The sequence below is a fragment of the Arthrobacter sp. ok362 genome, assembly GCF_900102785.1.
In the GTDB taxonomy this organism is placed as follows: Bacteria; Actinomycetota; Actinomycetes; order Actinomycetales; family Micrococcaceae; genus Arthrobacter.
The window spans coordinates 14499-39981 of sequence record NZ_FNGC01000014.1 but is presented as its reverse complement, the minus strand read 5'-3'; the positions used below and the strand labels follow the sequence as shown (position 1 = coordinate 39981).

26 protein-coding genes are annotated in these 25483 nt (G+C 66.9%); 14 read left to right on the top strand and 12 right to left on the bottom strand.

The window, feature by feature from the left end:
- Position 1: 1 nt before the first annotated feature.
- From BLQ10_RS17320 to BLQ10_RS17280, 9 genes are all read left to right on the top strand, one after another.
- A complete protein-coding gene (locus BLQ10_RS17320; protein WP_091564183.1) occupies positions 2–937 on the top strand; it encodes an ABC transporter permease in 936 nt (311 codons plus the stop codon).
- Complete coding sequence (locus BLQ10_RS17315) at positions 934–1884, top strand: ABC transporter permease (protein ID WP_091564181.1); 951 nt, start codon at positions 934–936, stop codon at positions 1882–1884. The genes BLQ10_RS17320 and BLQ10_RS17315 overlap by 4 nt, the downstream gene beginning before the upstream one ends.
- Positions 1885–1903: 19 nt before the next feature.
- Complete coding sequence (locus BLQ10_RS17310; RefSeq protein ID WP_254785643.1) at positions 1904–2758, top strand: ABC transporter ATP-binding protein; 855 nt, start codon at positions 1904–1906, stop codon at positions 2756–2758.
- Positions 2751–3578, top strand: a complete 828-nt coding sequence (locus BLQ10_RS17305; RefSeq protein ID WP_091564178.1) for an ATP-binding cassette domain-containing protein — start codon at positions 2751–2753, stop codon at positions 3576–3578. Before BLQ10_RS17310 ends, BLQ10_RS17305 begins: the two co-directional genes overlap by 8 nt.
- An 85-nt stretch (positions 3579–3663) precedes the next feature.
- A complete protein-coding gene (locus BLQ10_RS17300; RefSeq protein WP_091564176.1) occupies positions 3664–4653 on the top strand; it encodes an aldo/keto reductase in 990 nt (329 codons plus the stop codon).
- Positions 4654–4705: 52 nt separating this feature from the next.
- Positions 4706–5482 (top strand): HpcH/HpaI aldolase family protein, encoded by a 777-nt coding sequence (locus tag BLQ10_RS17295; protein ID WP_091564174.1) that lies wholly within the window; start codon positions 4706–4708, stop codon positions 5480–5482.
- 3 nt (positions 5483–5485) lie between these two features.
- Positions 5486–6793 (top strand): sialidase family protein, encoded by a 1308-nt coding sequence (locus BLQ10_RS17290; protein ID WP_091564172.1) that lies wholly within the window; start codon positions 5486–5488, stop codon positions 6791–6793.
- 16 nt (positions 6794–6809) lie between these two features.
- Positions 6810–7520 (top strand): SDR family NAD(P)-dependent oxidoreductase, encoded by a 711-nt coding sequence (locus BLQ10_RS17285; protein ID WP_091564171.1) that lies wholly within the window; start codon positions 6810–6812, stop codon positions 7518–7520.
- 109 nt (positions 7521–7629) lie between these two features.
- Entirely contained in the window at positions 7630–8415 is a 786-nt protein-coding gene (locus BLQ10_RS17280) for a DeoR/GlpR family DNA-binding transcription regulator (protein WP_091564169.1), read from the top strand.
- 142 nt (positions 8416–8557) lie between these two features.
- On the opposite strand, the gene BLQ10_RS17275 is transcribed toward BLQ10_RS17280, so the two are convergent.
- From BLQ10_RS17275 to BLQ10_RS17250, 6 genes are all read right to left on the bottom strand, one after another.
- A complete protein-coding gene (locus BLQ10_RS17275) occupies positions 8558–8971 on the bottom strand; it encodes an ester cyclase (protein WP_091564168.1) in 414 nt (137 codons plus the stop codon).
- An 86-nt stretch (positions 8972–9057) separates the two neighbouring features.
- Positions 9058–10419 (bottom strand): MFS transporter, encoded by a 1362-nt coding sequence (locus BLQ10_RS17270; protein WP_254785642.1) that lies wholly within the window; start codon positions 10417–10419, stop codon positions 9058–9060.
- Between the two features lie 49 nt (positions 10420–10468).
- Positions 10469–11236, bottom strand: a complete 768-nt coding sequence (locus tag BLQ10_RS17265) for an amino acid ABC transporter ATP-binding protein (protein WP_091564165.1) — start codon at positions 11234–11236, stop codon at positions 10469–10471.
- Positions 11233–12261, bottom strand: a complete 1029-nt coding sequence (locus BLQ10_RS17260) for an amino acid ABC transporter permease (protein WP_254785641.1) — start codon at positions 12259–12261, stop codon at positions 11233–11235. The genes BLQ10_RS17265 and BLQ10_RS17260 overlap by 4 nt, the downstream gene beginning before the upstream one ends.
- A 6-nt stretch (positions 12262–12267) precedes the next feature.
- Positions 12268–13170 carry an ABC transporter substrate-binding protein gene (locus BLQ10_RS17255; RefSeq protein ID WP_091564163.1) on the bottom strand — a complete coding sequence of 301 codons (903 nt, stop codon included), beginning with the start codon at positions 13168–13170 and terminating at the stop codon, positions 12268–12270.
- Positions 13171–13251: 81 nt separating this feature from the next.
- Positions 13252–14523, bottom strand: a complete 1272-nt coding sequence (locus tag BLQ10_RS17250; RefSeq protein WP_091564162.1) for an alpha-hydroxy acid oxidase — start codon at positions 14521–14523, stop codon at positions 13252–13254.
- Between the two features lie 107 nt (positions 14524–14630).
- On the opposite strand from BLQ10_RS17250, the gene BLQ10_RS17245 reads away from it, so the two are divergent.
- Positions 14631–16286, top strand: a complete 1656-nt coding sequence (locus BLQ10_RS17245) for a PucR family transcriptional regulator (RefSeq protein ID WP_091564160.1) — start codon at positions 14631–14633, stop codon at positions 16284–16286.
- Between the two features lie 51 nt (positions 16287–16337).
- Here the strand turns inward: BLQ10_RS17245 and BLQ10_RS17240 are convergent, their stop codons facing one another.
- The 3 genes from BLQ10_RS17240 to BLQ10_RS17230 form a co-directional block, all read right to left on the bottom strand.
- Complete coding sequence (locus tag BLQ10_RS17240) at positions 16338–17696, bottom strand: diacylglycerol/lipid kinase family protein (RefSeq protein ID WP_091564158.1); 1359 nt, start codon at positions 17694–17696, stop codon at positions 16338–16340.
- A gap of 172 nt (positions 17697–17868) precedes the next feature.
- Positions 17869–18204, bottom strand: coding sequence for a cupin domain-containing protein (locus tag BLQ10_RS17235; RefSeq protein WP_091564311.1), 336 nt, complete (start codon positions 18202–18204; stop codon positions 17869–17871).
- A gap of 78 nt (positions 18205–18282) precedes the next feature.
- Positions 18283–18600, bottom strand: a complete 318-nt coding sequence (locus BLQ10_RS17230; RefSeq protein WP_091564309.1) for an acylphosphatase — start codon at positions 18598–18600, stop codon at positions 18283–18285.
- 240 nt (positions 18601–18840) lie between these two features.
- On the opposite strand from BLQ10_RS17230, the gene BLQ10_RS17225 reads away from it, so the two are divergent.
- Positions 18841–19101 carry a YegP family protein gene (locus BLQ10_RS17225; protein WP_091564156.1) on the top strand — a complete coding sequence of 87 codons (261 nt, stop codon included), beginning with the start codon at positions 18841–18843 and terminating at the stop codon, positions 19099–19101.
- Positions 19102–19164: 63 nt separating this feature from the next.
- Here BLQ10_RS17225 and BLQ10_RS17220 read toward each other — a convergent pair whose 3' ends face one another.
- Complete coding sequence (locus BLQ10_RS17220; protein WP_254785640.1) at positions 19165–19779, bottom strand: hypothetical protein; 615 nt, start codon at positions 19777–19779, stop codon at positions 19165–19167.
- 330 nt (positions 19780–20109) lie between these two features.
- On the bottom strand, positions 20110–20616 hold the full coding sequence (locus tag BLQ10_RS17215; protein WP_254785639.1) for a hypothetical protein: 507 nt from the start codon (positions 20614–20616) through the stop codon (positions 20110–20112).
- 16 nt (positions 20617–20632) lie between these two features.
- On the opposite strand from BLQ10_RS17215, the gene BLQ10_RS22825 reads away from it, so the two are divergent.
- From BLQ10_RS22825 to BLQ10_RS17205, 3 genes are all read left to right on the top strand, one after another.
- Entirely contained in the window at positions 20633–20860 is a 228-nt protein-coding gene (locus BLQ10_RS22825) for a hypothetical protein (protein ID WP_254785638.1), read from the top strand.
- 205 nt (positions 20861–21065) lie between these two features.
- Positions 21066–22310, top strand: a complete 1245-nt coding sequence (locus tag BLQ10_RS17210; RefSeq protein ID WP_175558667.1) for a mechanosensitive ion channel family protein — start codon at positions 21066–21068, stop codon at positions 22308–22310.
- Positions 22311–22461: 151 nt separating this feature from the next.
- A complete protein-coding gene (locus tag BLQ10_RS17205; RefSeq protein ID WP_091564152.1) occupies positions 22462–24345 on the top strand; it encodes an alpha-glucosidase in 1884 nt (627 codons plus the stop codon).
- A gap of 303 nt (positions 24346–24648) precedes the next feature.
- Here the strand turns inward: BLQ10_RS17205 and BLQ10_RS17200 are convergent, their stop codons facing one another.
- Positions 24649–25446 (bottom strand): alpha/beta fold hydrolase, encoded by a 798-nt coding sequence (locus tag BLQ10_RS17200; RefSeq protein ID WP_091564151.1) that lies wholly within the window; start codon positions 25444–25446, stop codon positions 24649–24651.
- Positions 25447–25483 lie beyond the last annotated feature (37 nt).

Below are 25483 nucleotides of genomic sequence, written 5' to 3'. Positions count from 1 at the left end.
CATGACCAAGTACATCTTCAAGAGGCTCGGGCAGGGCCTGCTGACCGTGTTCCTCACGGTCTCCACCGTGTTCGTCCTGGTCCGGCTGGCCCCGGGCGACCCTGCCGTGGCCTACGCGGGACCGCTGGCCACCACCGAAGAGCTCGCCAAGGTTCGGGCGCAGTTCGGCCTGGACCTGCCCTTGATCCAGCAGTACTGGATCTTCCTGCAGCAGCTGTTCACCGGCAACCTCGGCACCTCGTACTCCTTCCAGGCCCCTGCCATTCAGGTGGTGCTGGAACGGCTGCCGTACACGCTGACCCTGGCCACCGCCTCGATCCTGCTCACCGCGGTGGTCGCCATCCCGCTGGGCGTCTGGATGTCCCGCCGGCCGGACACCAAGAAGGAATTCGGCGTCAACGTCCTGACCATCGCCGGGCAGTCCATGCCGGACTTCTGGACCGGCATCATGCTGCTCACCTTCTTCGCAGTCCTCATCCCGATTTTCCCGGCGTCCGGCTTCGCGACCTGGAGCGCGCTGGTCCTGCCGACCGTCACCATCGCCATCCTGCAGATTGCCCTGATCTCGCGGATGGTCCGGCGGGAAATGACCACGAATTTCGCCGCACCCTACCTGACCGTGGCCCGTTCCCGCGGCGTCCGGAATTCCCTGCTGACGTGGCGCTACGCCATGGGCAACTCCGCCATCCCGGTCTTCACCGCCCTCGGCACCCGCTTCGCGGCCATGCTCAACGGCGTGGTGGTGGTGGAAGTGGTGTTCGCGTGGCCCGGCGTCGGCTCCCTCATTGTCCGGGCGCTGGAAACCCGCGACTACCCGCTGATCGTGGCCACCGTCCTGGTCACAGCACTGCTGGCGGTTGGAGTCCAGCTGCTAATCGACCTAGCCTACCCGCTACTTGATCCCCGCATTCGTCTTGGAAAGGCGGCCACCGCATGAGCCTCAGCGACACCGCAGTGCCCCCTGCAGGGGGACCCTCGGGCCTCCCCGCCGAGCTTCCGGCCAGAAAGTCCTCCCCCAGCGCCGTCACCAAGGAGCTGATCGCCAAGGCCGGTGCCACCCGCCGTCGGGCCGGCGCCAAGTTCAAGATCCGCACCGGCGTCATCTGCACGCTGCTGGTGGTCATTCCGATCGTGCTGGCCGCGTTCCTGCCGCTACCTGACCCCAACCACCAGGACCTTGCCCAGCGCCTGCTTCCCCCGCTGACCGAGGGACATCTGTTCGGCACCGACCAGCTGGGCCGCGACCTGCTTTCCCGGATCCTGCACGGCGGGCAGGTTTCGCTGACCATCGGCGTCCTGGCCGTGGTGGTGTCCGGCACCATCGGCATCATCTTCGGCGCGGCTGCCGGCTACTTCGGCGGCAAGCTGGACAGCGTGGTCTCCCGCCTGATCGAGGCGCAGATGTCCCTCCCGCTGCTGATGATGCTGCTCCTGGTGGTGGCCCTGTTCGGGCCGTCCATTCCGGTCATCACCTTCGTGATCGCCATCGCCCAATGGCCCGAGGTGGCGCGCCTGACCCGGTCCATGGTGCTCGTGGAACGCGAAAAGCCCTACGTCTCGGCCGCCCGGATCTTGGGCCTGCACCGCGTCCAGATCCTGATCCAGCACGTTATCCCGAACGTCATCAAGCAGGCCACGCTGGTGGTGCTGCTCCTCCTGGCCCAGGCCGTGCTGCTGGAGAGCGCTCTCGCCTTCCTCGGTGCCGGCCCGCAGCGGCCGTTCGCCACGTGGGGGCGCATCATCTCCGACGGCCAGGACTACCTCACCACCGCCTGGTGGCTGGTGACGGTGCCCGGCCTGGTGATCGCGATCATGGTAGTGGGCGTGAACCTGCTGGGCGACGGCCTCCGCGACCGTCCCCGCCGCAAGAAGAAGGGTGCCTGAGATGAACTTGCATTCGAAAATGACAGAGCAGCCGTTGTTGGAGGTCCGCGACTTCCAGGTGGAACTGATCACCGACGCCGGCATTGTCCGGGCCGTGGATTGCGTCAGCTTCACCATCCACCGGGGCGAGACGGTCACGATCATCGGTGAGTCCGGTTCCGGAAAATCGACGACGGCGATGGGCATCCTCAGGCTCCTGCCGGAGGACCTCGCAGTACTCTCGGGAACGGTCCGGATCGACGGCGTCGACGTCATCGCCGACCCCAAGGCCATAGATAAGGTCCGGGGCAGGACGCTCGCGCTGATCCCGCAGGATCCCATGACGGCCCTGAGCCCCGTGCATTCGATCGGCAACCAGCTCTCCGAGGCCATTCGGATCGCCGGCGCAGCCTCCAAGGACCCGGGCGCCGTCCGTGCCCGCGCCATCCGGCTGCTCGAACAGGTCCACATCCCCACTCCGGATGCGCAGCTGAAGAAATACCCGCACCAGCTCTCCGGCGGCATGCTCCAGCGCGTCCTGATCGCCATCGCGCTCGCCAGCGAGCCGCAGCTGCTGGTGGCCGACGAGCCCACCTCCGCCCTGGACGTCACCGTGCAGGCAGGCATCCTGGACCTGCTGCTCGAGCTGCAGGAACAGCGCGGCATCGGCATCCTGATGATCACGCACGACCTCGGCGTGGCACGGCTCATCTCGGACCGGATCCACGTCATGAAGGACGGCGCATTCGTCGAGTCCGGCGAGGTCCAGCAGATCGTGGAGAACCCGTCCACCGAGTACACCCGCAAGCTGCTCGCCGCCGTGCCCGTCCTGGGCGCCTGGGACGAAACGCCGGCTGCCACCACCCTGACCACCACTGGAGTCCGCCATGAGTAAGCCGTTCCTTTCCGTCGAAAACCTCGTGGTGGACTACCACGTCTCGAAGGGAACCTTCCGGGCCGTGGACGACGTCTCCTTCTCGGTCGAGAAAGGCAAGACGATCGCCGTCGTCGGAGAATCCGGCTGCGGCAAGTCCACCATCGCCAAGGCGCTCATGCGCCTGGTCACGCCCAGCAGCGGCCGGATCGAACTGGACGGCACGGACCTGGCGCGGCTGAGCGAAGCCCAGCTCCGGCCCCTGCGCTCCAAATTCCAGATGGTCTTCCAGGACCCGTACGGTTCCCTCGACCCGCACCTCACGGCGCAGGAAATCGTCGCCGAGCCGCTGAAGCTTCAGGGTGTCCGGTCGCGGCGCGAGCGGCACAAAGCCGCGGCCAGCCTGATCGACCAGGTGGGCCTGCCGGCCAATTCCCTGGACAAGCACCCGTCTGAGTTCTCGGGCGGTCAGCGGCAGCGGATCGGGATTGCCCGGGCGCTCGCGTCCAAGCCCGAACTGCTGGTTTGCGATGAGGCCACCAGTGCACTGGACGTCTCGGTGCAGGCCCAGGTGCTCCGGCTGCTCAAATCGATCCAGGACGAAACCGGCATCACCTACGTCTTCATTTCGCACAACCTCGGCGTGGTGCAGGAGATCAGCGATACCGTGATGGTCATGCAGCGCGGCAAGCTCGTGGAGCACGGAACAACGGCACAGGTGCTGACCGCGCCGAAGGAGGACTACACCCGCAGGCTCCGCCGTGCCGCCCTCGACCCGTCCACCATGACCGGACTGAAACCGCGGCATGTGGTCTCATCGCTGGCGCTGAAAACCGCCTGATCCCGCTGAATACCCACCCGCCAACCACCCCGTCAACGCAACCAGCCAACTCAACTCCGTCAATGCAACCGCGAGGAATCAACCAATGAGCATCCAGCCCGAAGGCACGCCCGTGGACGGCCTGAAGCTACCGATCTCCAGGCTCGTCCTGGGCACCATGACGTTCGGCGACACCGCCGACGAGGCAACCGCAGGACGCATGGTGGACGAGGCGCTCGCCGCCGGCATCACCACCATTGACACCGCCAACGCCTACGTCGGCGGAGCCACCGAGGAGATGCTTTCCCGCCTCCTGAAGGACCGCCGGGCCGACGTCGTCCTCGCCTCCAAGGCGGGCATGCCGCATCCGGACCACGGCCAGCACGCCCCGCTGTCCAAAGAGGGGCTGCGCAACAGCGTGGAGGGCAGCCTCCGCCGGCTCGGCGTGGACAGCATAGACCTGTTCTACCTCCACCAGCCGGACCGGGCCACCCCGCTGCAGGAAACCCTGGGCACCGTGGCCGAGCTCGCCGCCGAAGGGAAAATCGGCGCCCTGGGCGTGTCCAACTTCGCGGCCTGGCAGATCGCCGACGTCATCCACGTCGCCCGTGAAGTGGGCGCGCCCCGTCCCGTGGTCGCGCAGCAGCTCTACAACCTCGTGGCCCGCCGGGTGGAGGAGGAATACCTCGAATTCGCCGCCACCCACCAGGTCCACACCATGGTCTACAACCCGCTCGGCGGAGGCCTGCTGACGGGCAAGCACAGCTTCGACACCCGGCCTTCCGAGGGCCGCTTCGGTGACTCCAAACTCGCCGCGATGTACACCCAGCGGTACTGGGACAAGCAGCTGTTCGAGGCCGTGAATGCCCTGGCCGGCATCGCTTCGGAGGCCGGGATCACCCTCGCCGAGCTGTCCCTGCGCTGGCTCGCCTACCGCGACGGCGTCGGATCCATGCTGCTGGGCGGATCGAAGGTGGAGCAGCTGCAGGCCAACATCGCCGCCGTGGCCAAGGGCCCGCTGCCGGACGACGTCACCGCCGCTTGCGACGCCGTCGGCGCCGGGCTCCGCGGCCCGATGCCGGCCTACAACCGCTGACGCACCCCTGACTCCCCGCTGATTTCCCGAACTGAAGGCAGAAGACACCGACATGACATCTGAACTCGCTACTGAATTCGCCCGCAAGATCCGCGCCCGCGAGCAGGCCGTCGGCTACTGGGCGGTCCTGGACGCGCCCGTCGCTACCGAGCGCGTCAGCCGGCTCGGCTATGACTACGTGGCCCTGGACGCACAGCACGGGCTGCTCGGCTACTCGGGCGTGCTGAACGGGCTCATGGCGATCGACGCCGGGCACACCGCCGTCGGCATGGTGCGGGTGGAGGACAACAACTTCACCGCGATCGGCAAGGCCCTCGACGCCGGCGCCGTCGGCGTGATCGTCCCGCTCGTGAACACCGCGGCCGATGCCGCCACCGCGGTCGCCGCGGCCAAGTACCCGCCGCTGGGCGGCCGGTCCTACGGGCCCATGCGCTCTGCCCTGCGGATCGGCCCGGTTCCCGCGGACGCCAACGCGGCCACCCTGGTCTTCGCCATGATCGAGACGCCCGAGGGACTGGCCAACGTCAAGGAAATCTGCCAGACGCCCGGACTGGACGGCATCTATGTGGGCCCCTCCGACCTCGCCATCGCCGTGGGCGGCGCCTTCCCCGGCGACCCCGCGGTCGAAGCGGAATTCAACGCCGCGCTCGAGACAATCGCGGACGCGGCCGCCGCCGCGGGGGTGGCCGCGGGCATCCACACGCCGGCCGGCGACGTCGCCGCGCAACGGCTGCGCCAGGGCTACACGTTCACCACGATCGCCTCCGATCTGACCCACCTGGAGCTGGCTGCCAAGGCACACCTGGCTGCCGCAACCGCAAAGGACTGACCTGTGCCTTCAACAGATGCGCCCGCAACCGACTCGCTCCGCGCTAACTACAGCACCATCACCCCCGACGGCGAGGTCAAGGAAGCCGGCGGCAGCCTGTACGCGTACCTGCCGGCCCCCACGGTGCAGAGCCACGCCGCGAACCTCCTGACGCTGCCGGACGGCCGGCTCGGCTGTGTCTGGTTCGGCGGCACCCAGGAAGGCGTGCCGGACATCTCGATCTGGTTCTCCACCCTGGAGCTCGGCAGCCGCCAGTGGTCGCCGGCCGAGCAGCTCTCCAACGACGCCACCCGCTCCGAACAAAACCCCATCCTGTTCGCCGCCCCGGACAACCGGCTGTGGCTGCTGTACACCGCACAAAAGGCTGGCAACCAGGACACCGCCGAGGTCCGCCGCCGCATCTCCGCGGACAGCGGCCGGACCTGGGGCCCGGTGGAGACCATGTTCCCCGCCAACGAGTCCGGCGGCGTGTTCGTCCGGCAACTGCCCGTCGTGCTGCCGTCCGGCCGCTGGATCATCCCGATCTTCCGCTGCATCACCACCCCGGGCGAGAAATGGGTGGGCAACAGCGACGACAGCGCCGTCATGATTTCCGACGACGCCGGCGCCACCTGGAGTGAGCATGTCCTCCCCGGCAGCCTGGGCTGCGTGCACATGAACATCCAGCCGGTGGCCGACGGCTCCCTGCTGGCCCTGTTCCGCAGCCGCTGGGCCGACTCGATCTACGAATCCCGCTCCGCCGACGGCGGCACCACCTGGAGCGAACCCGTTCCCACCGAGCTGCCGAACAACAACTCCTCCATCCAGTTCGTTGCCCTGGCCGATGGCCGGCTGGCGCTGGTCTACAACCACAGCCGGGCCGAGGCCTCCACCGAGCGGCGGCTTTCGCTGTACGACGAGATCGACGACGACGGCCTGGCTGAGGAACAGGGCCAGATCACCGAGCCGGTGGTCACGGCGGGGCAGGTTGCCGGCTCTCCTGCCGGCGACGGCGGCGAACGGAAGGCCTTCTGGGGCACCCCGCGGTCCCCGATGACGCTCGCGATCTCCGAGGACTCCGGCCGCAGCTGGCCCATCCGGCGAAACCTGGACGTCGGCGACGGCTACTGCCTGTCCAACAACTCCCGCGACGGCCTGAACCGCGAATACTCCTATCCGTCCATCCACCAGAGCCCGGACGGCGCGCTCAACATCGCCTACACGTACTTCCGGCAGGCCATCAAGTACGTCCGCCTGGATCCCCAGTGGGCCTACGACGGCACGGGCACGCCCGGCGAAACGGCTGACCGGGCAGGCAACGGGGCGCAGTAATGGATGGGGCGCAGTAATGACCGAAGCAACAGCGGCCGCTGAGCTAACAACGGCGGCGCCGCACGCCGTCGTCACCGGCTGCAGCTCGGGCATCGGCAAAGCCATCGCCGTCCGCCTGCTGGCCGACGGCTGGCACGTGACCGGGCTCAGCCGGAGCGAGCCCGCGCTCGGGCCGGGCTTCCAGTGGCGGCATGCGGACCTCTCGGACCCGGCGTCCCTGACCGAGTGCGTCGAGGGGCTGGCGCCGGTGAACGCCCTGGTCCACGCCGCCGGCTTCCAGCGGACCGCCCTCCTGGGGGAGCTGGAACCTGAGGCGCTGGCCGGGATGTTCACCGTCCACGTGGCGGCCGCGAGCAGCCTGGCCAACGCCCTGGTTCCGCGGATGCCGGACGGCGGCCGCGTGCTCCTCGTGGGCAGCCGGACCTCGACCGGCTCGCCCGGCAAGAGCCAGTACGCGGCCACCAAGGCCGCGCTGCTTGGCCTGGGCCGGACGTGGGCGCAGGAATTGGCACCTCGCCGCATCACGGTGAACGTGCTGTCCCCCGGACCCACGGACACGCCGATGCTCGCCGACCCGGGCCGGTCCGCCACCCCGCCGCAACGGCCCGCCCTCGGCCAGCTCGTGGACCCGGAAGACGTGGCAGCGCTGGCCGGATTCCTGCTGGGGCGCCACGGGAAATCCATCACGGGACAAAACTATGTAATCTGCGGCGGCGCGTCCCTATGAGAGGGTGCGCGGTGCACAGATGCGCGCCGGGTCCGCATAGCATGAGGACAGCAATGTACCGACGGGTACAGCTACGGCTGCGCGAGCAGCCGGTGAAGGAGAGCCAACGATGACTACCGCGAAAGCCAGGCGCGAAGAGATCTACCACCTCGCCGTGACCACGGGCCTCGCGTCCGTGGAAGAACTGTCGCGGCATTTTGCCGTGACCGCCTCTACGATCCGGCGCGACCTGGCTCAGCTCAACGAGCAGGGAAAACTCGCCCGGACCTACGGGGGCGCCGTGGCGTTGGGCGCGCACCCCGAACCCTCCCTGCGGCAGCGGACCGGCGAGGCCTTCGAACAGAAACAGGCCATCGCCGCCTGGGCGGCCGCCGAGGTCAAGGAGGGCGAAAGCATCCTGCTCGACGGCGGCTCGACCGTCGGGGCCATGGCGCACGCCCTCCGGGACAGGGAGAACCTGTCCGTCACCACACCGGGCATCAACACGCTCCAGGAACTCGCCGACTCGCCGGGCATCCAGGTGGACTGCCTGGGCGGACGTCTCCGCGAGCTCAGCCAGACCTTCGTGGGTCCCATCGCCGAGGCAGCCCTGGAACGGATGAGCTTCGACCGGGTGTTCCTTGGAGCGGACGCCGTCACGGTGGACGCCGGCCTGTGCGAGGCCGACCAGGCGCAGACGCGCCTCAAGGAACTGATGGCACGCCGCGGCAACACCGTCTACGTCCTGGCGGATTCCACCAAGCTCGGCAAACGCCCCTTCCACGCCTGGGTGCGGCTTCCCGCCCCCTGGATCCTCGTCACGGACAACCGCGCGGACCCGGAGCAGGTTGAGCTCTTCCGGCAATCCGGCGTGACGGTCCAACTCGTTGACTTGGCGCCGGCGCAGGCCGCCTGACCTGGCTATCGACGTCGAACGGCCCTGATTACCGCGGTTCCCGGCCCAGCAGCGACACGACAAACACCACGACGGCAAGCGGCAGTTCCGCGCGGAGTGGCCCCTTGCTGCAAAAAACTTCTGCCCTTTACTTCGGTACGGCTTACTTCGGTACGGCGCCGATTTGTTGCATGAGGGTCATGGTGTCCGTGGCTCCCCAGTGCTCGACTACTTTGCCGGCGTCGACGCGGATGATGTCGACGCCGCTGAATTCGACGCTGCGACCGGTGGGCGCGACGCCCATCAGTTCTCCCTGATGCGTTCCGGTCAGGACCACGTATTGCGCCTCGAGATTTCCATCTACCAGCGCAGGTTCGGTGGTCTTGGCCTTGAGGTCCGGGAATGCCGCGCGCATCGTGTTGACGAAGTACCCGACGCCGTCCTTGGCGGGCGACTGTCCGGGCAGGGGGTCGTGATCGACAAAGTCATCACTGACCATTTCGTCGATGAGGGCGAGATTTCCGTCGCCAATCACCTCTGTGTAGAACCGCTTGATCAATCCAGTCCCGTCAGCCATTTCCGACTCCTTAAAGTGGATGAGACCGCAGCCCAAGTGTCCCACTCCGGCCATGGCACATCAACGGCGCGCGCATCCGGCGGACCTCAGGCCCGCCGCTCCCGCCACGCCAGCGACACCATGAACACCACCGCGCCCAGCCCCAGCATCACGAACACCATCAGTCCCCAGTTCGCCTGCGTGACGCCGCTGCCGTAGAAAATGCCGATCAGCACGGTGGCCGTAATCGCGCCCAGGTAGCGGCAGGTCTGGAAAATCCCGGCGGCCACCCCGCGCTCCTCCGGCTGAGTGGACACGTACATGCCCTGGCTCGAGGAAATGGCCACCACGCAGTACGGCACACCCAGCAAGGCGGTCAGCGCGAGCACCAGCGGGACGGCGAGGGACACGGTCAGCAGCCACATGCAGGCCGACGCCGCCATGAGCAGCACGACGCCGGCGATCAGCACCCGCCGCACGCCGAACCTGTCGATCGCGCGGACCGCGAACGGCGTCCCCACCACCGAGATCGCGGCCAGCGGCAGCATCAGAACGCCCACGACGCCGGGACTGTAGCCGCCGGCGGTCTGCAGCAGCTGCGGCAGGCCGAAGAACGCGAAGTAGTAGACGCCGTTGAACAATGCGAAGCCCAGGTAGACCAGCAGCAGCGGCCGGTTGCGCCCCAGCAGCCGCAGGTCCAGGAACGGCGGGCTGAACCGCAACTCCCGCCACGCGAACAGCACTGCGAGAAGCAGCCCTCCGCCAAGCAGCCACCACCGGTAGGCGGGCAACACGTTCAGCAACGCCATCATCACCAGCACCAGGGCGCCGATAAAGGCCCCGATGCCCGGCAGGTCCGAGTCCCGCACCAGCTCCGACACCCGGCCGCGCTCCCGGGCACCGTCCGCCGGGGCAAAGCGCCGGACCACGAAGATCGCCACCAGCGAGAGCGGGACGTTGATCAGGAACAGCGCCTGCCACCCCACCAGGCTCACCAGCAGGCCGCCCACCACCGGCCCGACTGCAGCCGCCGAGGTGTTCGCCATCTGGATCCGCCCCAGCGGCCGCGTGGACTTCACGTTCGCCTCCCGCGCCAGCGCAGCGACCATGACGACGGCGCTCGGGTACGCGGTCGCGGTGCCGAGGGCCATGAAGGCCCGCGCCACGCACAGCAGCGCGAAGTTCGGCGCGAAGGGAGCGAGCACACAGGTCACGGCCACCAGGGCCATGCCCAGCAGGAACAGCCGCCGCGGGCCGAAGCGGTCCGCGAGCCGGCCCATGAGCGGTTGGCCGGCCGCCGAGGTGAGGTAGAACGCGGTGATCACCCAGGTGACCGTGGCGACGTCGAGTTCGAAGTCCTCGCGCAGCACCACGAGGGCGACGGCGATCATAGAGGAGTTCAGTGGGTTCAGCGAGGTGCCGAGGCTGAGTCCGGCGACGGCGAGGCCCGCCCGGGGAGAGTTGCTCACGGCAACAGTCTGTCCCATAGCCGCCCGTGCCCGGAAACCCTGTGACGCCTCAGAGGACCTTGGAGAGGAACGCCTTGGTCCGGTCGTGCTGCGGATCGCTCAGGATCTGGCGGGGAGCTCCGGCCTCCACCACCACGCCGTCATCCATGAAGACCAAGGTGTCAGCCACCTCGCGGGCGAACCCCATTTCGTGGGTCACCACAATCATGGTCATGCCACTCTTGGCCAGTCCTTTCATGACGTCCAGGACCTCGCCCACCAGCTCCGGGTCCAAGGCACTGGTCGGCTCGTCGAAGAGCATCAGCTTCGGGTCCATAGCCAAGGCACGGGCAATGGCCACCCGCTGCTGCTGGCCGCCCGAAAGGTGCGCCGGATAGGCATCGCCCTTGTCCCCCAGCCCCACGCGCTCCAGCAGTTCCACGGCCCGTGCCGTGGCGGCGGCCTTGGAAATCTTCTTCACCCGCATGGGAGCGAGGATGATGTTCTCCACCGCGGTCAAGTGCGGGAACAGGTTGAACCGCTGGAAGACCATTCCGATTTCCTGGCGTTGGAAAGCGGCTTCCTTGAGCTTGAGTTCGTAGAGCTTTTCGCCTTTTTGACGGTAGCCAACCAGCTGTCCGTCGACCGAAAGCCGGCCGCCGTCGACCACTTCCAAGTGGTTGATACACCGCAGGAACGTCGACTTACCCGAACCGCTGGGCCCCACGATGCAGAGGACCTCCCCGGGGTCTACCTCCAGGCTGATCCCGCGCAAGACCCTGTTGGATCCGAAATTCTTGGAAACCTTCTCCGCAAGCACCATGGGCACTTCGGTCATCCCTTGCCTCCAAAATCTGTGCCGGACGGCATACCCGGTGTGCCCGGTGCGCCGGGTCCCGCCGTCGGTGCCGGGTCAGGCGCGGCGGGCGCCTTGCCTGACTTGATCCGCCCGGTTCCGCGGGAGAACCGCTTTTCGATGAAGTGCTGGCCGACCATCAGGACGGAGGTGAAGAGCAGGTACCAGAGGGAAGCCACAATCAGCAGCGGGACCGGAGTGAACGTCACGGCTGAGATGCCGCGGGACACCCCGTACAGGTCAATGCTCAACGGGATCGCGGCCACCAGGGAGGTGGTCTTGAGCATCGAAATCACTTCGTTGCCGGTCGGCGGAATGATGATTTTCATGGCCTGCGGAACCACGACATACCGCATGGTCTGGCCCCAGGACATCGCCAGCGCCGTTGAAGCCTCTGCCTGGCCCTCGTCCACGGACAACAGGCCGGCACGCACAATTTCAGACATGTAGGCGGCCTCGTTCAATGCCAGCCCGATCACGGCGGTGATGAACAGGTTTGTGAAGATCTCGTTCGGAACGGTGACCCACGGCGTCGTGAACGGAATCCCCAGCGTAAACACCGGATAGATCAGGGCCACGATGCCCCAGAACACCAATTGCACGTAGACGGGGGTTCCCCGGAAGATCCAGATGTACAGCCAGGCAATGCTCTTCAGCACAGGATTTGGTGAGAGCCGCATGATGGCCAGCAGCAGGCCGATGACGATAGCGCCGATCATCGAGTAGATGGTCAGCCACAACGTTACCCACGCGGCCTGGCTGATCCGGCGGTCAAAGATGTACTTGCCGACGTCGGGCCAGCCGTAATCCGCGCGTTGCGCGGCGTCCAGCACGAACACCGCCAATCCAAGCAGCAGAACCACGGCAATCACGATTCGCCACGGGTGCCGCAGCGGGATCGCGACTATCGCCTCTGCCGGCGACGTGTCCGTGTCCTGTCCACCCCGGACCCGCAGCTTCCTGTCAGGTTCCGACTCAATCATCCTGTCGGATTCCGGCTCGCTCATTTGCTATCACCCTTTGGCTGCCACGTTGAGTGTTGCCGTCTTCACGCCACCGGATTCGACGCCCCACTTGGACAGGATCTTGTTGTACGTGCCGTCGTCGATCAGCGCCTGGAGCGCCTTCTGCAGGACCGGTGTGAATGCGCTCCCCTTGGCCACGGGCATCCCGTACGGCGCCACTTCAAAGGCGTTGCCGGCGGTCTGCAGCTTGTCCTTGGTCTTGGAGATCGCATAGAGAGTCACGGGCGAATCGGCGCTCATCGCGTCGACCTGTCCCACCACGAGGGCGTTGGTCGCCTGGTCCTGCGCGTCGTACTTGAAGATGGTGATCGCCGGCTTGCCTGCATCCGTGCACGCCTTCGACTTTGCCGGCACCTCATGCGTGTCCTCATAGGTGGTGGCCTGGACGGCGACCTTAAGCCCGCACGCGTTGTTCGGGTCCACGGTCTTGCCCTTCGGCGAGGCCCACTGGATGCCGGCGGAGTAGTAGTTCACGAAGTCCACCTGCTTTTCGCGTTCCACGGTGTCGGAGAACGACGACATTCCCATGTCATCCTTCCCTGCCTTCACTGCCGGCAGAATGTTATCGAAGGTGCCGATGTCGAAGTTGACCTTCAACCCCATGACCTTGCCCAGGGCGTTGGTGAGGTCCACAGACCAGCCTGCCGGGTCACCGTTATCGTCCTTGAACTCGTTGGGCGGGTAGTTGTTGGCCATGCCGACGTTGAGCACGCCTGAGCTCTTCATTTTTTCCGGGAGCGACGCGGCGATGGAGTCATTCTTTTGCACGTTGATGGCGTCAGCAGTCCCGGTGGCCCCGCTGGTGGCGGCGGGTTCGCTGTTGTTGACACAGCCCGAGAGCGAGAGCGCCGTGGCTAGGGTGAGAACGGGAAGAAGGTATCGGGTGCGCATGGCTTCCTTAGCTGTTCAGGGATTCTCTAGGCTCCCGCAACGCTGCGGGAGGGCACTGTGTGCCTGGTTGATCAAAACTCATTAATTCGTGCTTTCCGACGCCCTTGTCTCCAGAATCTCTCCGGAATGACGAATGTCCCGAAGAATTTCCCCGCCACGAGCCTTCAGCTCGGAAATGCTGGAGACGCCCACTAAAGTCATGGTACGCCGCAGTTCGTCCGCGAAGATCTCAATGATGCGTCCGACGCCCGGCGAGCCGGCCGCCACCAATCCGTACAGGTAGGCCCTCCCGATCGAACAGGCATCGGCTCCCAGTGCCAGCGCCTTGAGGATGTCGCTCCCCCGGCGGATGCCGGAGTCCACGTAGATCTCGATCGAATCGCCCACCCGTTGCCGCGATTCCTGGAGGACATCCATGGGGCTCAGCATGTGATCGAGTTGGCGTCCGCCATGATTACTCAGCTGCACGGCGTCCAGCCCAATACGGGAGGCCTTTGCCACGTCGGCCGGGTTGACGCAGCCCTTGAGCACGATCTTGCCGTGCCAGGCCTGCCGCAACGCTTCCAGCTCCTTCCACCCGCTGGTCGCATCAGAGTGGCCAAGAATGTGCTGCCACATGGACGGGGTGACCACGGAGGTGGCTGCGGCGCTGCGCGGATCCAGATTGGGAAAACTGATTCCGTCCGACTTCAGGAAGTTGACCCACCAGGACGGGCGCCGGGCGATGTCCGCAATGGTTGAAAGTGTCAGCGCGGGAGGCGCGGTGAAGCCGTTGTGAAGGTCCCGCTCCCTGGATCCCAGCGCCCGGGTGTCGACGCCGATAATCAGGGTGGTGAATCCGGCGGCTTCGCAGCGTGCCAGTTTGTCCTTCAACGCCTGGGCGTCGGAGGTGAGCCCAAAGTTGAACCAGCGGTCCAGGGACGGGTGCTGTTCCGCGATGGTTTCCATGGGCACAGTGCTCAGCCCGGCCAGCCCGTAGGGGATGCGGGCCCGGTCGGCGGCCGCCGCGACGGCGAGCTCGCCCTCGGGATGGAACAGCCGGGTGGCCCCGGTGGGGGTCAACGTGAGCGGCAGGGCGCTTTCTTTTCCGAGCAGGGTCGCCGTCGTATCGGGTCCGGACACCGGGCCCCAGCTGGGCATGAGGGCCCACGCGTCGAAGACTGCTCGATTGCGGCGGAGGGTCACTTCGTCTTCGGATCCGCCGTCGAGATAATCGAAAATCCCGGCCGGCAAGACCTTGCGTGCCGACTTCCGGTATTCCTCCACATTGAAAGCGCCCGCCAGCACGCGCCGTTGGCGGGACAAGACGGGTGCCTTCATCTGGACGAGTTGCCTGGCTTCGGTGATTTTCAATGACGGCCTTCCGTTGTACTGTCCTGCGTTATGGTTCAGCGTAGGAAACGAAGCTCCGCATCACTATGGAGTTATCGACAAATTGAGGGGCTAATCATTAGCAGCAAATGCCAAACAGCGTCCGTGGAGTCCCCGTGACGACGCCGGCGGTGGGAACGCACGCGCTGCCGACCCTGGCCGACGTCGCCCGCTCGGCGGGATCGGAAATTCTCAGCCTCGTGGAAATGCCGTCCGATGACCGGCAGATCGTCGCCGGCTCTGTTCTCTACGACTCGACGGCCCGGCCCACCAAGTTCCCGGGCGCCGTGGCCCTGGCCATCGGATTGTCCCTTTCCGGGAAGCGTCTCAGCGCAAAGGTCCGCGAGCTCAGCGAGGCCGGCTACGTGGCGATCGTTTACAAATCCAACGGCACCTCGGACAAAGTGTTGCGGGCAGCCGCCCGGGACAGCGGGATGGCGCTTTTCCGGGCCTCCGACTCGGTGCCGTGGAACCAGCTCGCGGAGATCATGGATGCCGCCGTCATCCCGCACCGGCAATCGGGACGGACCCTGGTGGACATCCGCCCCGGGGACCTGTTTGACCTCGCCAACACGGTGGCGGCCCAAGCCGGCGGTGCCATCGCCATCGCCGATCCCGAGCAGACGATCCTGGCGTATTCGACCCTCCCGGACCAGCCCATTGACGAGACGCGCAGGAGTTCAATCCTGAGTCTGCATGTGCCGCAGTCGGTGGAAACGGACAACGACTACCGCCGTGTCCATGCCGCCACCGACGCGCTGGATGTCGCGACCCAGGATCCCCTGCTTCGGCGCACGGCCATCGCGATCCGGGCCGGCGACTCCGTTTTGGGCTCTCTCTGGCTCCTGGAACTGGCGGACCACCACAACGAGGACGCCAGCCGGATCCTGCGGGAAGCCGCCAACGTGGCCGCGCTCCACATCCTGCACAAACGGACCACTTACGTCTCGAACCTCACGCGCCAGATAGACCTGGTCCAGCCGCTGCTGTTCGATCCGAAACGCGCCGAACTGGCGGCCATCAGGCTCGGGATCTCGGCGGCGTCCATCCGTGTCGCGGCGATCGGCGTCTGGCCGTCCGATGCCATAGCGGCCGAGACGCTGCAGTCCCGCCTCCGGCTCTTCGACACCATCCGGACCGCCTGCGCCATCCGGCTGCCCTCGGCCGTTTGCGGGTTCTCGGACAACATCGTTTACATCGTCCTGCCGCAAACCACCGAATCGTCACGCCAATTCCAACGCAACGCGATACTGAAAATTGTGCAGAATGCGCGCCGGCTTCTCTCACGCCCGGTCCTGGCCGCGCTGGGCGTCCCGGTGACGATCGACCGTCTCGAGGAGTCCAGGGTCAACGCTGAGCTGGTCCTGTCCGAGCTTGTGCGCAACGTCGCGGAAGGGCGGATAGCCGCCGATTCCGATGACATCGTGGCCGACCACGACTCCCTCGGCTCGCGTCTGCTGCTGCGGCAGTTTGTCTCGGCGCTGGCGACCGCCGGCCAACTGCCCGGGGCGCACGCGCTCAGTATCGCGGCGTACGACGAACAGCATAAGAAATCCTTCGAGGAGACCATCTACGCCTACCTGAGCTGCGGCGGAAACGCGATCGAGGCCGCCAAGTCGCTGGACGTGCACGTCAACACGGTCCGTTACCGCTTGTCCCGGGTGGAACCGCTCTTCGGCATAGACCTCGACGACGCCGAAACGCGCCTGCTCGTGTGGCTGCAGTTGTGGGCAACACACAACTAGTAGCCGCCCCACACGGTGCAGGCTTGATCCGCCGGGCCTGTCAACCGCCGGTCAACCGCCGGCGGACGCGGGCGCAGGCGGCGCAGTCGGGTGCCGCCCCCATGCCAGCTCACGGAGTCGGACCAAGTCCAGGGAGGGCTGCGCCGGCGGGACGCCTGGACGGTTCTGCGGAACCAGTACCCTCAGTGCGCGGGGTTCGATGCTGCATCGCACCGGCGTGCTCATCAGCAGAGCCTCGCCGTCCACTCCGACGGGGATCTCGGGCACGTCGGCGTCGACCACCACCTCCGCCGCCGCGCGCTGGATCAGGCCGTGTTTCGTGGCACGGCGCAGCAAGCCGACCGCTTCGCGGGTGCTGGCGGCGGAGAGCGCCACAGCGCCGAGAACACCGCGGTCCAGCCGGGTCCGGCGGCCCAGGCCAGCGAGGTCGTTGCTTCCGTATGGACCGTTGCTCACCAGCACGGCCTGCGGGCCGTCCACTGTTGCGCCGTCCATCTGGGCTCGAAGCCGCGCACCCTTGTCGCCCCTGATCAGGTCCGGGAGCATCTCCAGGACCGTTCCGGCCTTGTCGTCGCGGTACGCCGGGCTCTGCACGACCTCGGCGTACACCCCGAAGGATGCGTTGTTGACGAAGGTGCGGCCGTTGATCTTGCCGAGGTCCACGCGCAGCTCCACCCCGTCCCGGAGGGCGTCCAGGCAGCCCGTCGGGTCCTCCCGGTCCAGCCCGAGATCCAGAGCGAAATGGTTCCGTGTGCCGGCGCTGATTACCAGGAACGGAAGATCGTGCTCGGCCGCGATGCCGGCCACCAGCGCCTGGGTTCCGTCCCCACCGGCGACGCCGAGCAGATCCGCCCCGCGCTCCACCGCCTGCCGGGCCAGCGCATCGACATCCACCGGTCCCGGACCTTCAAGAAGTGCCACCTCGGCGCCGAGTTCCTCCGCCTTCCGCTGGAGGTCGAACTTCACCACCTTGCCCCCGCCGGACCGCGGGTTCATCACCAGGAAGGCATGCCGCCAAGTGGGCGCGGGGTGCTCGGCCATCGCCTTGCCCTCGCCCCGTTCCCGGAGGGCGGCGCGGGCACAGACCAACGCAAGAAACGCCAGCGCAACCGCGATCACCACCTCCCGGAGCAGGCTCGCCTGGATGTACAGCATCAGGACCACCAGCGGGGCAAGCACCGCCAGTGCCAGCGCACACCAGCGTAGGAAACCACGGCTGATAAGGAACCAATAGATTGCAGCCACGGCCACCAGCACGGCGCCCAGACCGGTCATGACCAGCGCAATGGTCCCTGCCAAGCCCGCAGCCACCAAGGGGACAGCCACCGCAAGGATGAGCGCGATGAAAGCCGCCCTCGCCCACCACCGCCGGGTTTCCGGGACCTCCTCGATGGACGCCATGGCAGTCATGTCGTGCCCCCGACCTGCGTTGGCCCGACGGCGGCCATCCTCCCGGCCGTTGCAGGGCGCTCCCCTTCGCGCAAAGGGCGCGGGTGCCTCAGCTCTCTGGCCTCCCTGGAATTCACTTTCGGCCTCTCCTTCGCCTCAATGGCTGCGGCCAACACAGAATCGGGCCGGCGGTTCAGGTCCTGATCTTGGCCACCGTCATCAGGATCGCCGAGTCTTCCTCGGCCTCCAGGCTATGCAGCCCCTCCGGCACGATCAGCAGATCGCCGGTCTTGCCCTGCCACGATTCGCTGCCGGCACGCAGGCGCACACAGCCGCGGAGCACAAACACGGTCGCCTCGCCGGGGTTCTGATGCTCACTCAGCTGCGTCCCGGCCCTGAACGCCATGACGGTCTGGCGCAGAACTTTCTCGTGCCCGCCGAACACCGTGTCAGCCGCCCGCCCGCTACCTGCCGCGAGGGCAGCCGCGATCTGCTGCTTGGCCAAGGCATCGATCGATATTTTCTGCATGGGCACACCGTACTCGCCTCACGCCGCGCTGCCGAGGGTCCTTCGCCCCGGACCCGGGCCGCAGGACGGCTGCAAGCCCTAGTACGCCACGTCGAATCCGCCGAACTCCCCCGTCGCCGCCGAGACGGACTCCTCGACGTCCTCCACCCGGCCAGGCGCCTCCGGCGAGCGCAACCAGCGCCGCAGCTCCAGCACCACGGACTGCGGCCCCTCAGCCACAATGCCCACGGAGCCGTCGTTGTTGTTCCTGACCGTGCCGCTAAGCCCGAGTTCCTCGGCCTTCCGGACCGTCCAGTACCGGAAGCCGACCGCCTGGACCACACCGGACACCCGCGCGTTCAGCCGCACGGGCTCGCCGGAATCGGCCGGAAACTGCACAGGGTGTTTGTCAGTCATGCTCCCAATGTAGCGCCCGCCGCGGCGCCAAATTTTGGTCATACCGGGTTTGGTCATACCGGGTTTGGTCATGCAGGCCTTGTCTCATCGCCCAGAGACAAGGGACCTTTGCCCCTTTTCGGGCGGCCGACGTCCGCGAAAGGCTGGGTCGTTCTACAACAGTTTGTCGAAGACCCGGCAACAGCACACCGAAGTGCTCTTCCCCCACCGGCAGCAACAGCTGCCCGAAAGGACAAGACGATGGCTGGACAATTCGAAATCTTCACCGACGCGGAATCCAACGTCCGGTTCCGGCTTCTCGCCGGTGACGGGACGGTGTTGGCCGTTTCCACGGCCTTCGACGACAAGCGCCAGGCGGCGAACGCCATCATGGCAGTGCGCGAGTGCGCCGGCACCGGACTGATCCGGGAGGTCCGCAGCAACCCGTGGACCGGGCAGCGCGGCACCAGGAACGCCTCACCCACGCCGGCAAGGCGCCGCCGGCACCTGCCCGCCGTGTAGTGCACAGCTAGTTCGGCAGCGGCATGCAGGCGCAGCTTTGAAGGCGCATGTGCCCGGCTGGGGCTACTTCGCCGGCTCCGTCACCGCGCCTGTGACCGCACCCTTGGCAGGACGAAGCGACGTGATCATCTTCCGGACGTCCCGGTACTCGGCCGTGGTGGCGTAAAGCTTCGCCTTCTCCAGATACGGCAGCCCGGGGTCCCCCGGCGTCGTGTTCTTCGCCGGGTCATAGGCCTGGCCGAACAGCGCGCCGCTGGGTGGCCAGAGGAACAGTTGGAACATCGGACACGACAGGGGTCCGGTCTCCTCCGGCATCATGGTGATCCCGTACGACGCGACGGTGGGTGGCGAAGCTTTTATGGCTGTGGCATCACCGCGGCCCTCGAAGACGTAGCGCGGCACATTCTGGTCCGCCGTGCCGGGCTCGGCGAGGGCCTGCATCGGCTCCGAATCGATCAGCATGTACGGCTGCTGATCACCGCATTCGGCGCCCGTGACTATGTTTGTGCGCAATGCGGCCATCTGCTTCCCGGCAGCGTTCACAACGTCCACGAACTCACCGCCCAGCGGCGCCTCCCCCGCCGGGTCCCGGACCACCCAGCCGGCCGGGTAGTCGAAACTCAGCGTCCCGTCCGACGTCGTGAACGTCTTCCAACCGGACGACGACGGCGGGCCCACCGCCGTCGGTGAGGTGGCCGGCGTCGTGGTCCCCGGTGTTGTCTCCGAACCTGACCCCGAAGGCGCGGTTTCTTGCGTTCCCGATGGAGAGTTTCCCGACTGAGTATTGCCCGGCTGAGTGTTTCCCGCAGGAGGGCTTCCGGACGTTGCATCCGGCGCCGTCGCAGCGCCGGATGTCGCTGGGGGCACCGCCGGCGAGCCGCAGCCGGCCAGCAGCAGGGCTGCGAGGACCAGCGTCGGGACAAACGGAGCCGGAGACACGGTGGGTCGCCGTGTCATGCTCCCCGCTTCATTGCGTCGCTGCCGCCTCGCCATGTGTCCGGGCCGGCCCTACTGCCCCGCCGGACGCAGCGAGGTGATCATCTTCCTGATGTCCTTGTATTCAGAGGTCTCCATGTAGGCCTCTGGGGTGTCGACGTTGGGCTCGTTGCCCGGGCTGGTATCGAAGGGGTTGTACACGCCTCCGAACGACGCTCCGCTGGGCGGCCAGGTGAAGTAATGGAAGATCGGACAGGCATCGGGCCCGGACGGCTTGGGTGCCGAGCTGATGCCGTATGCCATGACGTTGGCCTTCAGGGGGTCCTTCTCTGCCGGATACAGCCGCAACTCAAAGATGAAGTGCGGCGTGACACCCTGCTGGGCCAGGGCCGGAACGGGCACCAGATCGAGCACTGAGTAGGGGATTCGTTGCGTGCATTCCGAGCCCGTGGCCACGTTGGTCCGCAACGTGGCCAGCAACTTGCCGGCCGCGGTGAGGACTTCCAAGAACACCCCGCCGGGCGTAGCCTCGGCGCCGCGGTCCTTGACGGTCCACTCGGCCGGGTAGTCGAACTCCAACTGCCCATTTGATGTCTTGAAGGTCTTCCAGTCCGCCGCCGTCGGCGCGGGCGTGGCTGGCGCCGAGGGCGCCTCGGTCGGCGGAACATCAGTTGCGCCGGGCGCGGACGTCAGCGGGGGCACCGAAGGCATCGACGGCGACGTCGGACCCGGGCCCGCAGGCCCGCCGCAGGCGCCGAGGAGTGCCGCAACCAAGAAGCCGGCCGATGCTGCTGTGCCGAACGCCGGGAGTCGACGCATGTAGCCCTCCCCCTGGGATTCAAGTGGTTCGATTATTGTGGAGTGTCCCGGCGAAAAAACAAGGGTCAAAAGTCCCAAGGTGGCGGCCCAGACTGTGCGGAACTTGCCGCTGCGTGCAATGGCCGCCACGTTCGGCGGCGGCGTGACCGGACCCACGTTGACATTCCGACGATTTCAATTGCCCGCGGAAGCTTGCTAGATCTTAACTAATGCGAGAGTTTCTGACACAAGCAATGCCGTTCCTGACCATGGCCCTCGCCGTGGTTGCCGGACTCGTCCTGTCCTGGTTGGTGCGCAAGCTTGTGCTCCGGCTCAACCGCAGCAAACCCGAACTGCGCGAGACGTCCCGCGTGGCCCGGCTGCCGTTGCGGTTGTCGCTGTGCCTGATCGGCGTCCGGATCGCGCTGGCCACAAGCAGCGGGGACCTCCAATGGCGCCACGGTCTGGACCATCTGCTGCTGATTGCGCTCATCGCGTCCCTGGCCTGGCTGGGCATCGCCATGTTGGTCATTATCGAGGCGATGGTCCTGACCCGGTACCGGGTGGACGTCGCGGACAACCGCCGCGCCAGGCGGCTGCGCACCCAGGTAATCCTGGCCCGGCGGATCGGCGTCGCACTAATCGTGGTGGTGGCCCTGGGCAGCATGATGCTGACGTTCCCCGCGATCCAAGCCCTCGGCGCAGGACTCTTGGCCTCCGCGGGCGTGATCTCGATTGTGGCCGGCCTCGCCGCCCAGACCTCGCTGGTCAACGTCTTCGCCGGCCTGCAGCTCGCCTTCACGGACGCGATCCGGGTGGACGACGTGGTGGTGGTCCAGAAGGAATGGGGCCGGATCGAGGAGATCACCCTGACCTATGTGGTGGTCCACATCTGGGACGACCGCCGGCTGATCCTGCCCTCGACGTACTTCACCACCACCCCGTTCGAGAACTGGACCCGGCGGCGCTCCGAGGTCATGGGCACCGTGGAGTTCGACCTCGACTGGCGCGCACCCGTCGAGGCGATGCGCGGCGAACTCAAGAAGGTACTGGCCGAGACCCCGCTGTGGGACAAGCGCGTGGGAATCCTGCAGATCACGGACGCCACCGCCGGCTTTGTCCGGGTGCGCATCCTGGTCAGCGCCGCGGACAGCGCCTCCCTGTTCGACCTCCGCTGCCTGATCCGCGAGGAGCTGGTGCTGTTCCTGCAGGAGGACCACCCGACGGCGCTCCCGCACGTCCGCCTCGAATCACTGCCCGCGGCGTCCGCTTCCTACCCCTTCTCAGAGGCCGGGACGGGGTCCAAGCGTCCGGGAAAGACTGCCGCCACCTCCGAACACCACCGGCACCCGGACCCCCACGATTCCCAGCTGTTCACCGGTTCCATCGAGGCGATCCAGCGCTCCAAGGCCTTCTCCGGCCCAGGCGAGGACGTCTTCGAGGACCGCGACCACGCCATCGCCTCGCAGAACTAGCCACGGCCGGACGGTTTCGCCCGGACAGCAGGACAGCACAGCAGGACCGGGCAGGGTCTTCCCAGCCCCCGCCAACTGGTCGATAATCAGACGTTGACGGGTCAGCAACGCGCTGACCCCATTGTCTGCTGGACCAGCTGAGGAGTCCCCCATGACGGTCGAACAAGCCCCCGCGGAAACACCTAAGGCGACTGCCGGTGATTGGTTCCAGCGCGCCGTCGTCTATCAGATCTATCCGCGCAGCTTTGCCGACTCGAACGGCGATGGCATCGGAGATCTCCGTGGCATCATCAGCAAGCTGGACTATCTGCAGCGGCTGGGGGTCGACGTCGTGTGGCTCTCCCCGATCTACACCTCCCCGCAGGACGACAACGGCTATGACATCAGCGACTACCGCAACGTAGACCCGCTCTTCGGCACGCTCGAGGAGCTTCGGGAACTGACCGAGGGGCTGCACGCGCGCGGCATGAAGCTGGTGATGGACCTGGTGGTCAACCACACCTCGGACGAGCACCCCTGGTTCGTGGAGTCCCGGTCCTCGAAGGAGAACCCGAAGCGTGACTGGTACTGGTGGCGGGCCCCGCGGGAGCCCGACGCCGGCGCCTCCCACCGGCGTATGGCCGCGGAGCCGAACAACTGGGGCTCGGCGTTCTCCGGGCCTGCGTGGGAGTTCGACCAGGCCACCGGGGAGTACTACCTCCACATCTTCTCGAAGAAGCAGCCGGACCTGAACTGGGAGAACCCCGAGGTCCGCGCTGCGGTGTACGAGATGATGAACTGGTGGCTGGACCGGGGCGTGGACGGCTTCCGGATGGATGTCATCAACTTCATCTCCAAGGACACCTCGCTCCCGGACGGGCCCGTCGCGGACGGCAAGCTCTTTGGCGACGGCACCCCGTTCTACATCGACGGCCCGCGCATGCACGAGTTCCTGCAGGAGATGCACCGGGAAGTCTTCGCTGGCCGCGCCGGCGAGCTGCTCACCGTGGCCGAGATGCCCGGCGTGACCGTGGCGGACGCCATCCTGTACACCGACCCCGCCCGGGCCGAGGTGGACATGGTCTTCCAGTTCGAGCACGTGGCGCTGGACCAGGAGGACGGTGACAAATGGCGGCCCAAGAAGCTCCTGCTCACCGAGCTGAAGCAGACCCTGGGACGCTGGCAGGAAGGCCTGGCCGAGACCGGCTGGAACAGCCTGTACTGGGGCAACCACGACCAGGCCCGCGCTGTGTCCCGCTTCGGCGACGACGGCAAGTACCGCGAGCTCTCCGCCAAGATGCTGGCCGGCATCCTGCACCTGCACCGGGGCACGCCCTACGTCTACCAGGGTGAGGAACTGGGCATGACCAACATGACGTTCGGCGCGATCAGCGACTACCGCGACATCGAGGTCCTCAACCACCACCGCGAAGCCACCACTCACCTTGGCCACACCGACGCCGAGGTCCTCGCCGCCCTCGCGCCGCTGAACCGGGACAACGCACGCACCCCGGTCCAGTGGGACGCCTCCCGGCACGCCGGGTTCACCACCGGGGCTCCCTGGATCGCGGTGAACCCGAACGCCAACCACATCAACGCCGCCGCCCAGGTGGATGACCCGGACTCGGTCTACAGCTTCTACCGCGCGGTGATAGCGCTGCGGCACGCGGAACCGGTGGTCTCCCACGGGAACTTCACCATGCTGCTGCCGGACGACCCGCACGTCTACGCGTTCACCCGGACGCTGGCTGGTTCCGGTTCAGACGATTCCTCCGGCGCTCCCTCAAACGGCACGGAGATTCCGGAGATGTTGGTTCTGGGCAACTTTTCCGGCGAGGAGCGCCACGCGGAACTCGGGGATGAGACCTGGTATGACGCCGAGCTGGTCTTGGGCAATTACCCGTCCGACGGCGGCGCTGCCGACGGCAGTTCTGCCGACGGCGGTTCAGCAGCCAGTGCCGTGCGGGGCAGGGCTGCCGACAGTGCCGTGCGGGGCGGCGCGGTGCGCCTGCGGCCCTGGGAACTGCGGGTGTTGCGCCGGCGCCGCGGCGCCTGATCTTCGATCCTGAACGCCAGCCAAGAAAGGAAGCCAGGCATGACTATTCCACCGCCCCACGAACCCGATCCGTTTCCGCCGGAACCAGGCCCCACGACGCCGCCGCCGGAGCCCGGGGACCCGTTCCCGCCGGAACCCGGTCCGGTCACGCCGCCGCCGGTTCCGGGGCCCGAGCCGGTACCTGGACCCGCGCCCACGCCGTCACCGGAACCGGGGCCGTTCCCGACGCCGCCCAGTCCCCTCCCGATTCCGGACCCTGGCCCGGTGCCGCCGCGGCCGGACCCCACGCGGTTCTAGCAGGCGTCAACCGGCCGTAACCCCGTGCAGGAACCGGCGTACCTCGGCGTTGAAGGCGTCCGGCGCTTCAACGGCTGCCATGTGCCCGACGTCGGGAATCATCACGAGCGTCGAACCCGGGATCCGCCGGTTCATCTCGCGCGCCACGCTCAGCGGGGCCCGGACGTCCTCCGTGCCGTACAGCAGCAGGGTGGGCACCACGATGGCGGGCAGGATATCGCGATAGTCGGCGTGTGCGTTTGCGTGCAACAGTGCCCGCATGCCGCTTGGATGGAAGTCGGCCATGATGGCGCTGGTTTCTTGCACAGCTGCCGGATCAGCGTGATCAGTGAAGAGAGTGGGCAGCCATACGGGGATGAATTGCTCCGGCGGCTGCTCGAGTTCGGCCAGCACCTGCGCGTAGCGGCGTTCCACTTCCTCGGGCGGCAGGGATCCCGCCCAACCGGCATACGCCGAGGCCAGCAGCAGCGACGCAGGGACCGACGGGTATGCCCGGTAGAGCTCCAGCGCAATCCCCGAACCCATGGATAAGCCGAGGATATGCGGCCCGTCCGGCACCGCTGCCCGCAGAAATCCCGCCAGGGCGTCGCCCAGGTCCTTTCCGGTGAAGTCCGGCGGCGGATCGTCCGAGCCGCCGCACCCGGGTGCGTCCCAGGCGAAAACCGTGAATTCATCTGACAGTCCGTCGAGCTGCCGCCGCCAGATCCGGCTGTCTTCGTAGGCGCCGTGCAGCAGGACCAGCGGCGGACCGTGGCCCGCACGCTGGTACCGGATTCGCAGGCCCGCAAGCTCGACGGTATCCATGAGGCAATGCTAGGTCGGTCCGCAGTCCCCGGACAGG

Coding starts and splice junctions, on each gene's coding strand:
- BLQ10_RS17265 (WP_091564165.1), bottom strand. CDS start 11,236: ATGACCGAAGTGCCCATGGTGCTTGCGGAGAAGGTTTCCAAGAATTTC.
- BLQ10_RS17205 (WP_091564152.1), top strand. CDS start 22,462: ATGACGGTCGAACAAGCCCCCGCGGAAACACCTAAGGCGACTGCCGGT.
- BLQ10_RS17320 (WP_091564183.1), top strand. CDS start 2: ATGACCAAGTACATCTTCAAGAGGCTCGGGCAGGGCCTGCTGACCGTG.
- BLQ10_RS17245 (WP_091564160.1), top strand. CDS start 14,631: ATGCCAAACAGCGTCCGTGGAGTCCCCGTGACGACGCCGGCGGTGGGA.
- BLQ10_RS17260 (WP_254785641.1), bottom strand. CDS start 12,261: ATGAGCGAGCCGGAATCCGACAGGATGATTGAGTCGGAACCTGACAGG.
- BLQ10_RS17315 (WP_091564181.1), top strand. CDS start 934: ATGAGCCTCAGCGACACCGCAGTGCCCCCTGCAGGGGGACCCTCGGGC.
- BLQ10_RS17275 (WP_091564168.1), bottom strand. CDS start 8,971: ATGGCTGACGGGACTGGATTGATCAAGCGGTTCTACACAGAGGTGATT.
- BLQ10_RS17280 (WP_091564169.1), top strand. CDS start 7,630: ATGACTACCGCGAAAGCCAGGCGCGAAGAGATCTACCACCTCGCCGTG.
- BLQ10_RS17235 (WP_091564311.1), bottom strand. CDS start 18,204: ATGCAGAAAATATCGATCGATGCCTTGGCCAAGCAGCAGATCGCGGCT.
- BLQ10_RS17310 (WP_254785643.1), top strand. CDS start 1,904: ATGACAGAGCAGCCGTTGTTGGAGGTCCGCGACTTCCAGGTGGAACTG.
- BLQ10_RS17240 (WP_091564158.1), bottom strand. CDS start 17,696: ATGACTGCCATGGCGTCCATCGAGGAGGTCCCGGAAACCCGGCGGTGG.
- BLQ10_RS17210 (WP_175558667.1), top strand. CDS start 21,066: ATGCGAGAGTTTCTGACACAAGCAATGCCGTTCCTGACCATGGCCCTC.
- BLQ10_RS17230 (WP_091564309.1), bottom strand. CDS start 18,600: ATGACTGACAAACACCCTGTGCAGTTTCCGGCCGATTCCGGCGAGCCC.
- BLQ10_RS17305 (WP_091564178.1), top strand. CDS start 2,751: ATGAGTAAGCCGTTCCTTTCCGTCGAAAACCTCGTGGTGGACTACCAC.
- BLQ10_RS17295 (WP_091564174.1), top strand. CDS start 4,706: ATGACATCTGAACTCGCTACTGAATTCGCCCGCAAGATCCGCGCCCGC.
- BLQ10_RS17285 (WP_091564171.1), top strand. CDS start 6,810: ATGACCGAAGCAACAGCGGCCGCTGAGCTAACAACGGCGGCGCCGCAC.
- BLQ10_RS17200 (WP_091564151.1), bottom strand. CDS start 25,446: ATGGATACCGTCGAGCTTGCGGGCCTGCGAATCCGGTACCAGCGTGCG.
- BLQ10_RS17255 (WP_091564163.1), bottom strand. CDS start 13,170: ATGCGCACCCGATACCTTCTTCCCGTTCTCACCCTAGCCACGGCGCTC.
- BLQ10_RS17225 (WP_091564156.1), top strand. CDS start 18,841: ATGGCTGGACAATTCGAAATCTTCACCGACGCGGAATCCAACGTCCGG.
- BLQ10_RS17300 (WP_091564176.1), top strand. CDS start 3,664: ATGAGCATCCAGCCCGAAGGCACGCCCGTGGACGGCCTGAAGCTACCG.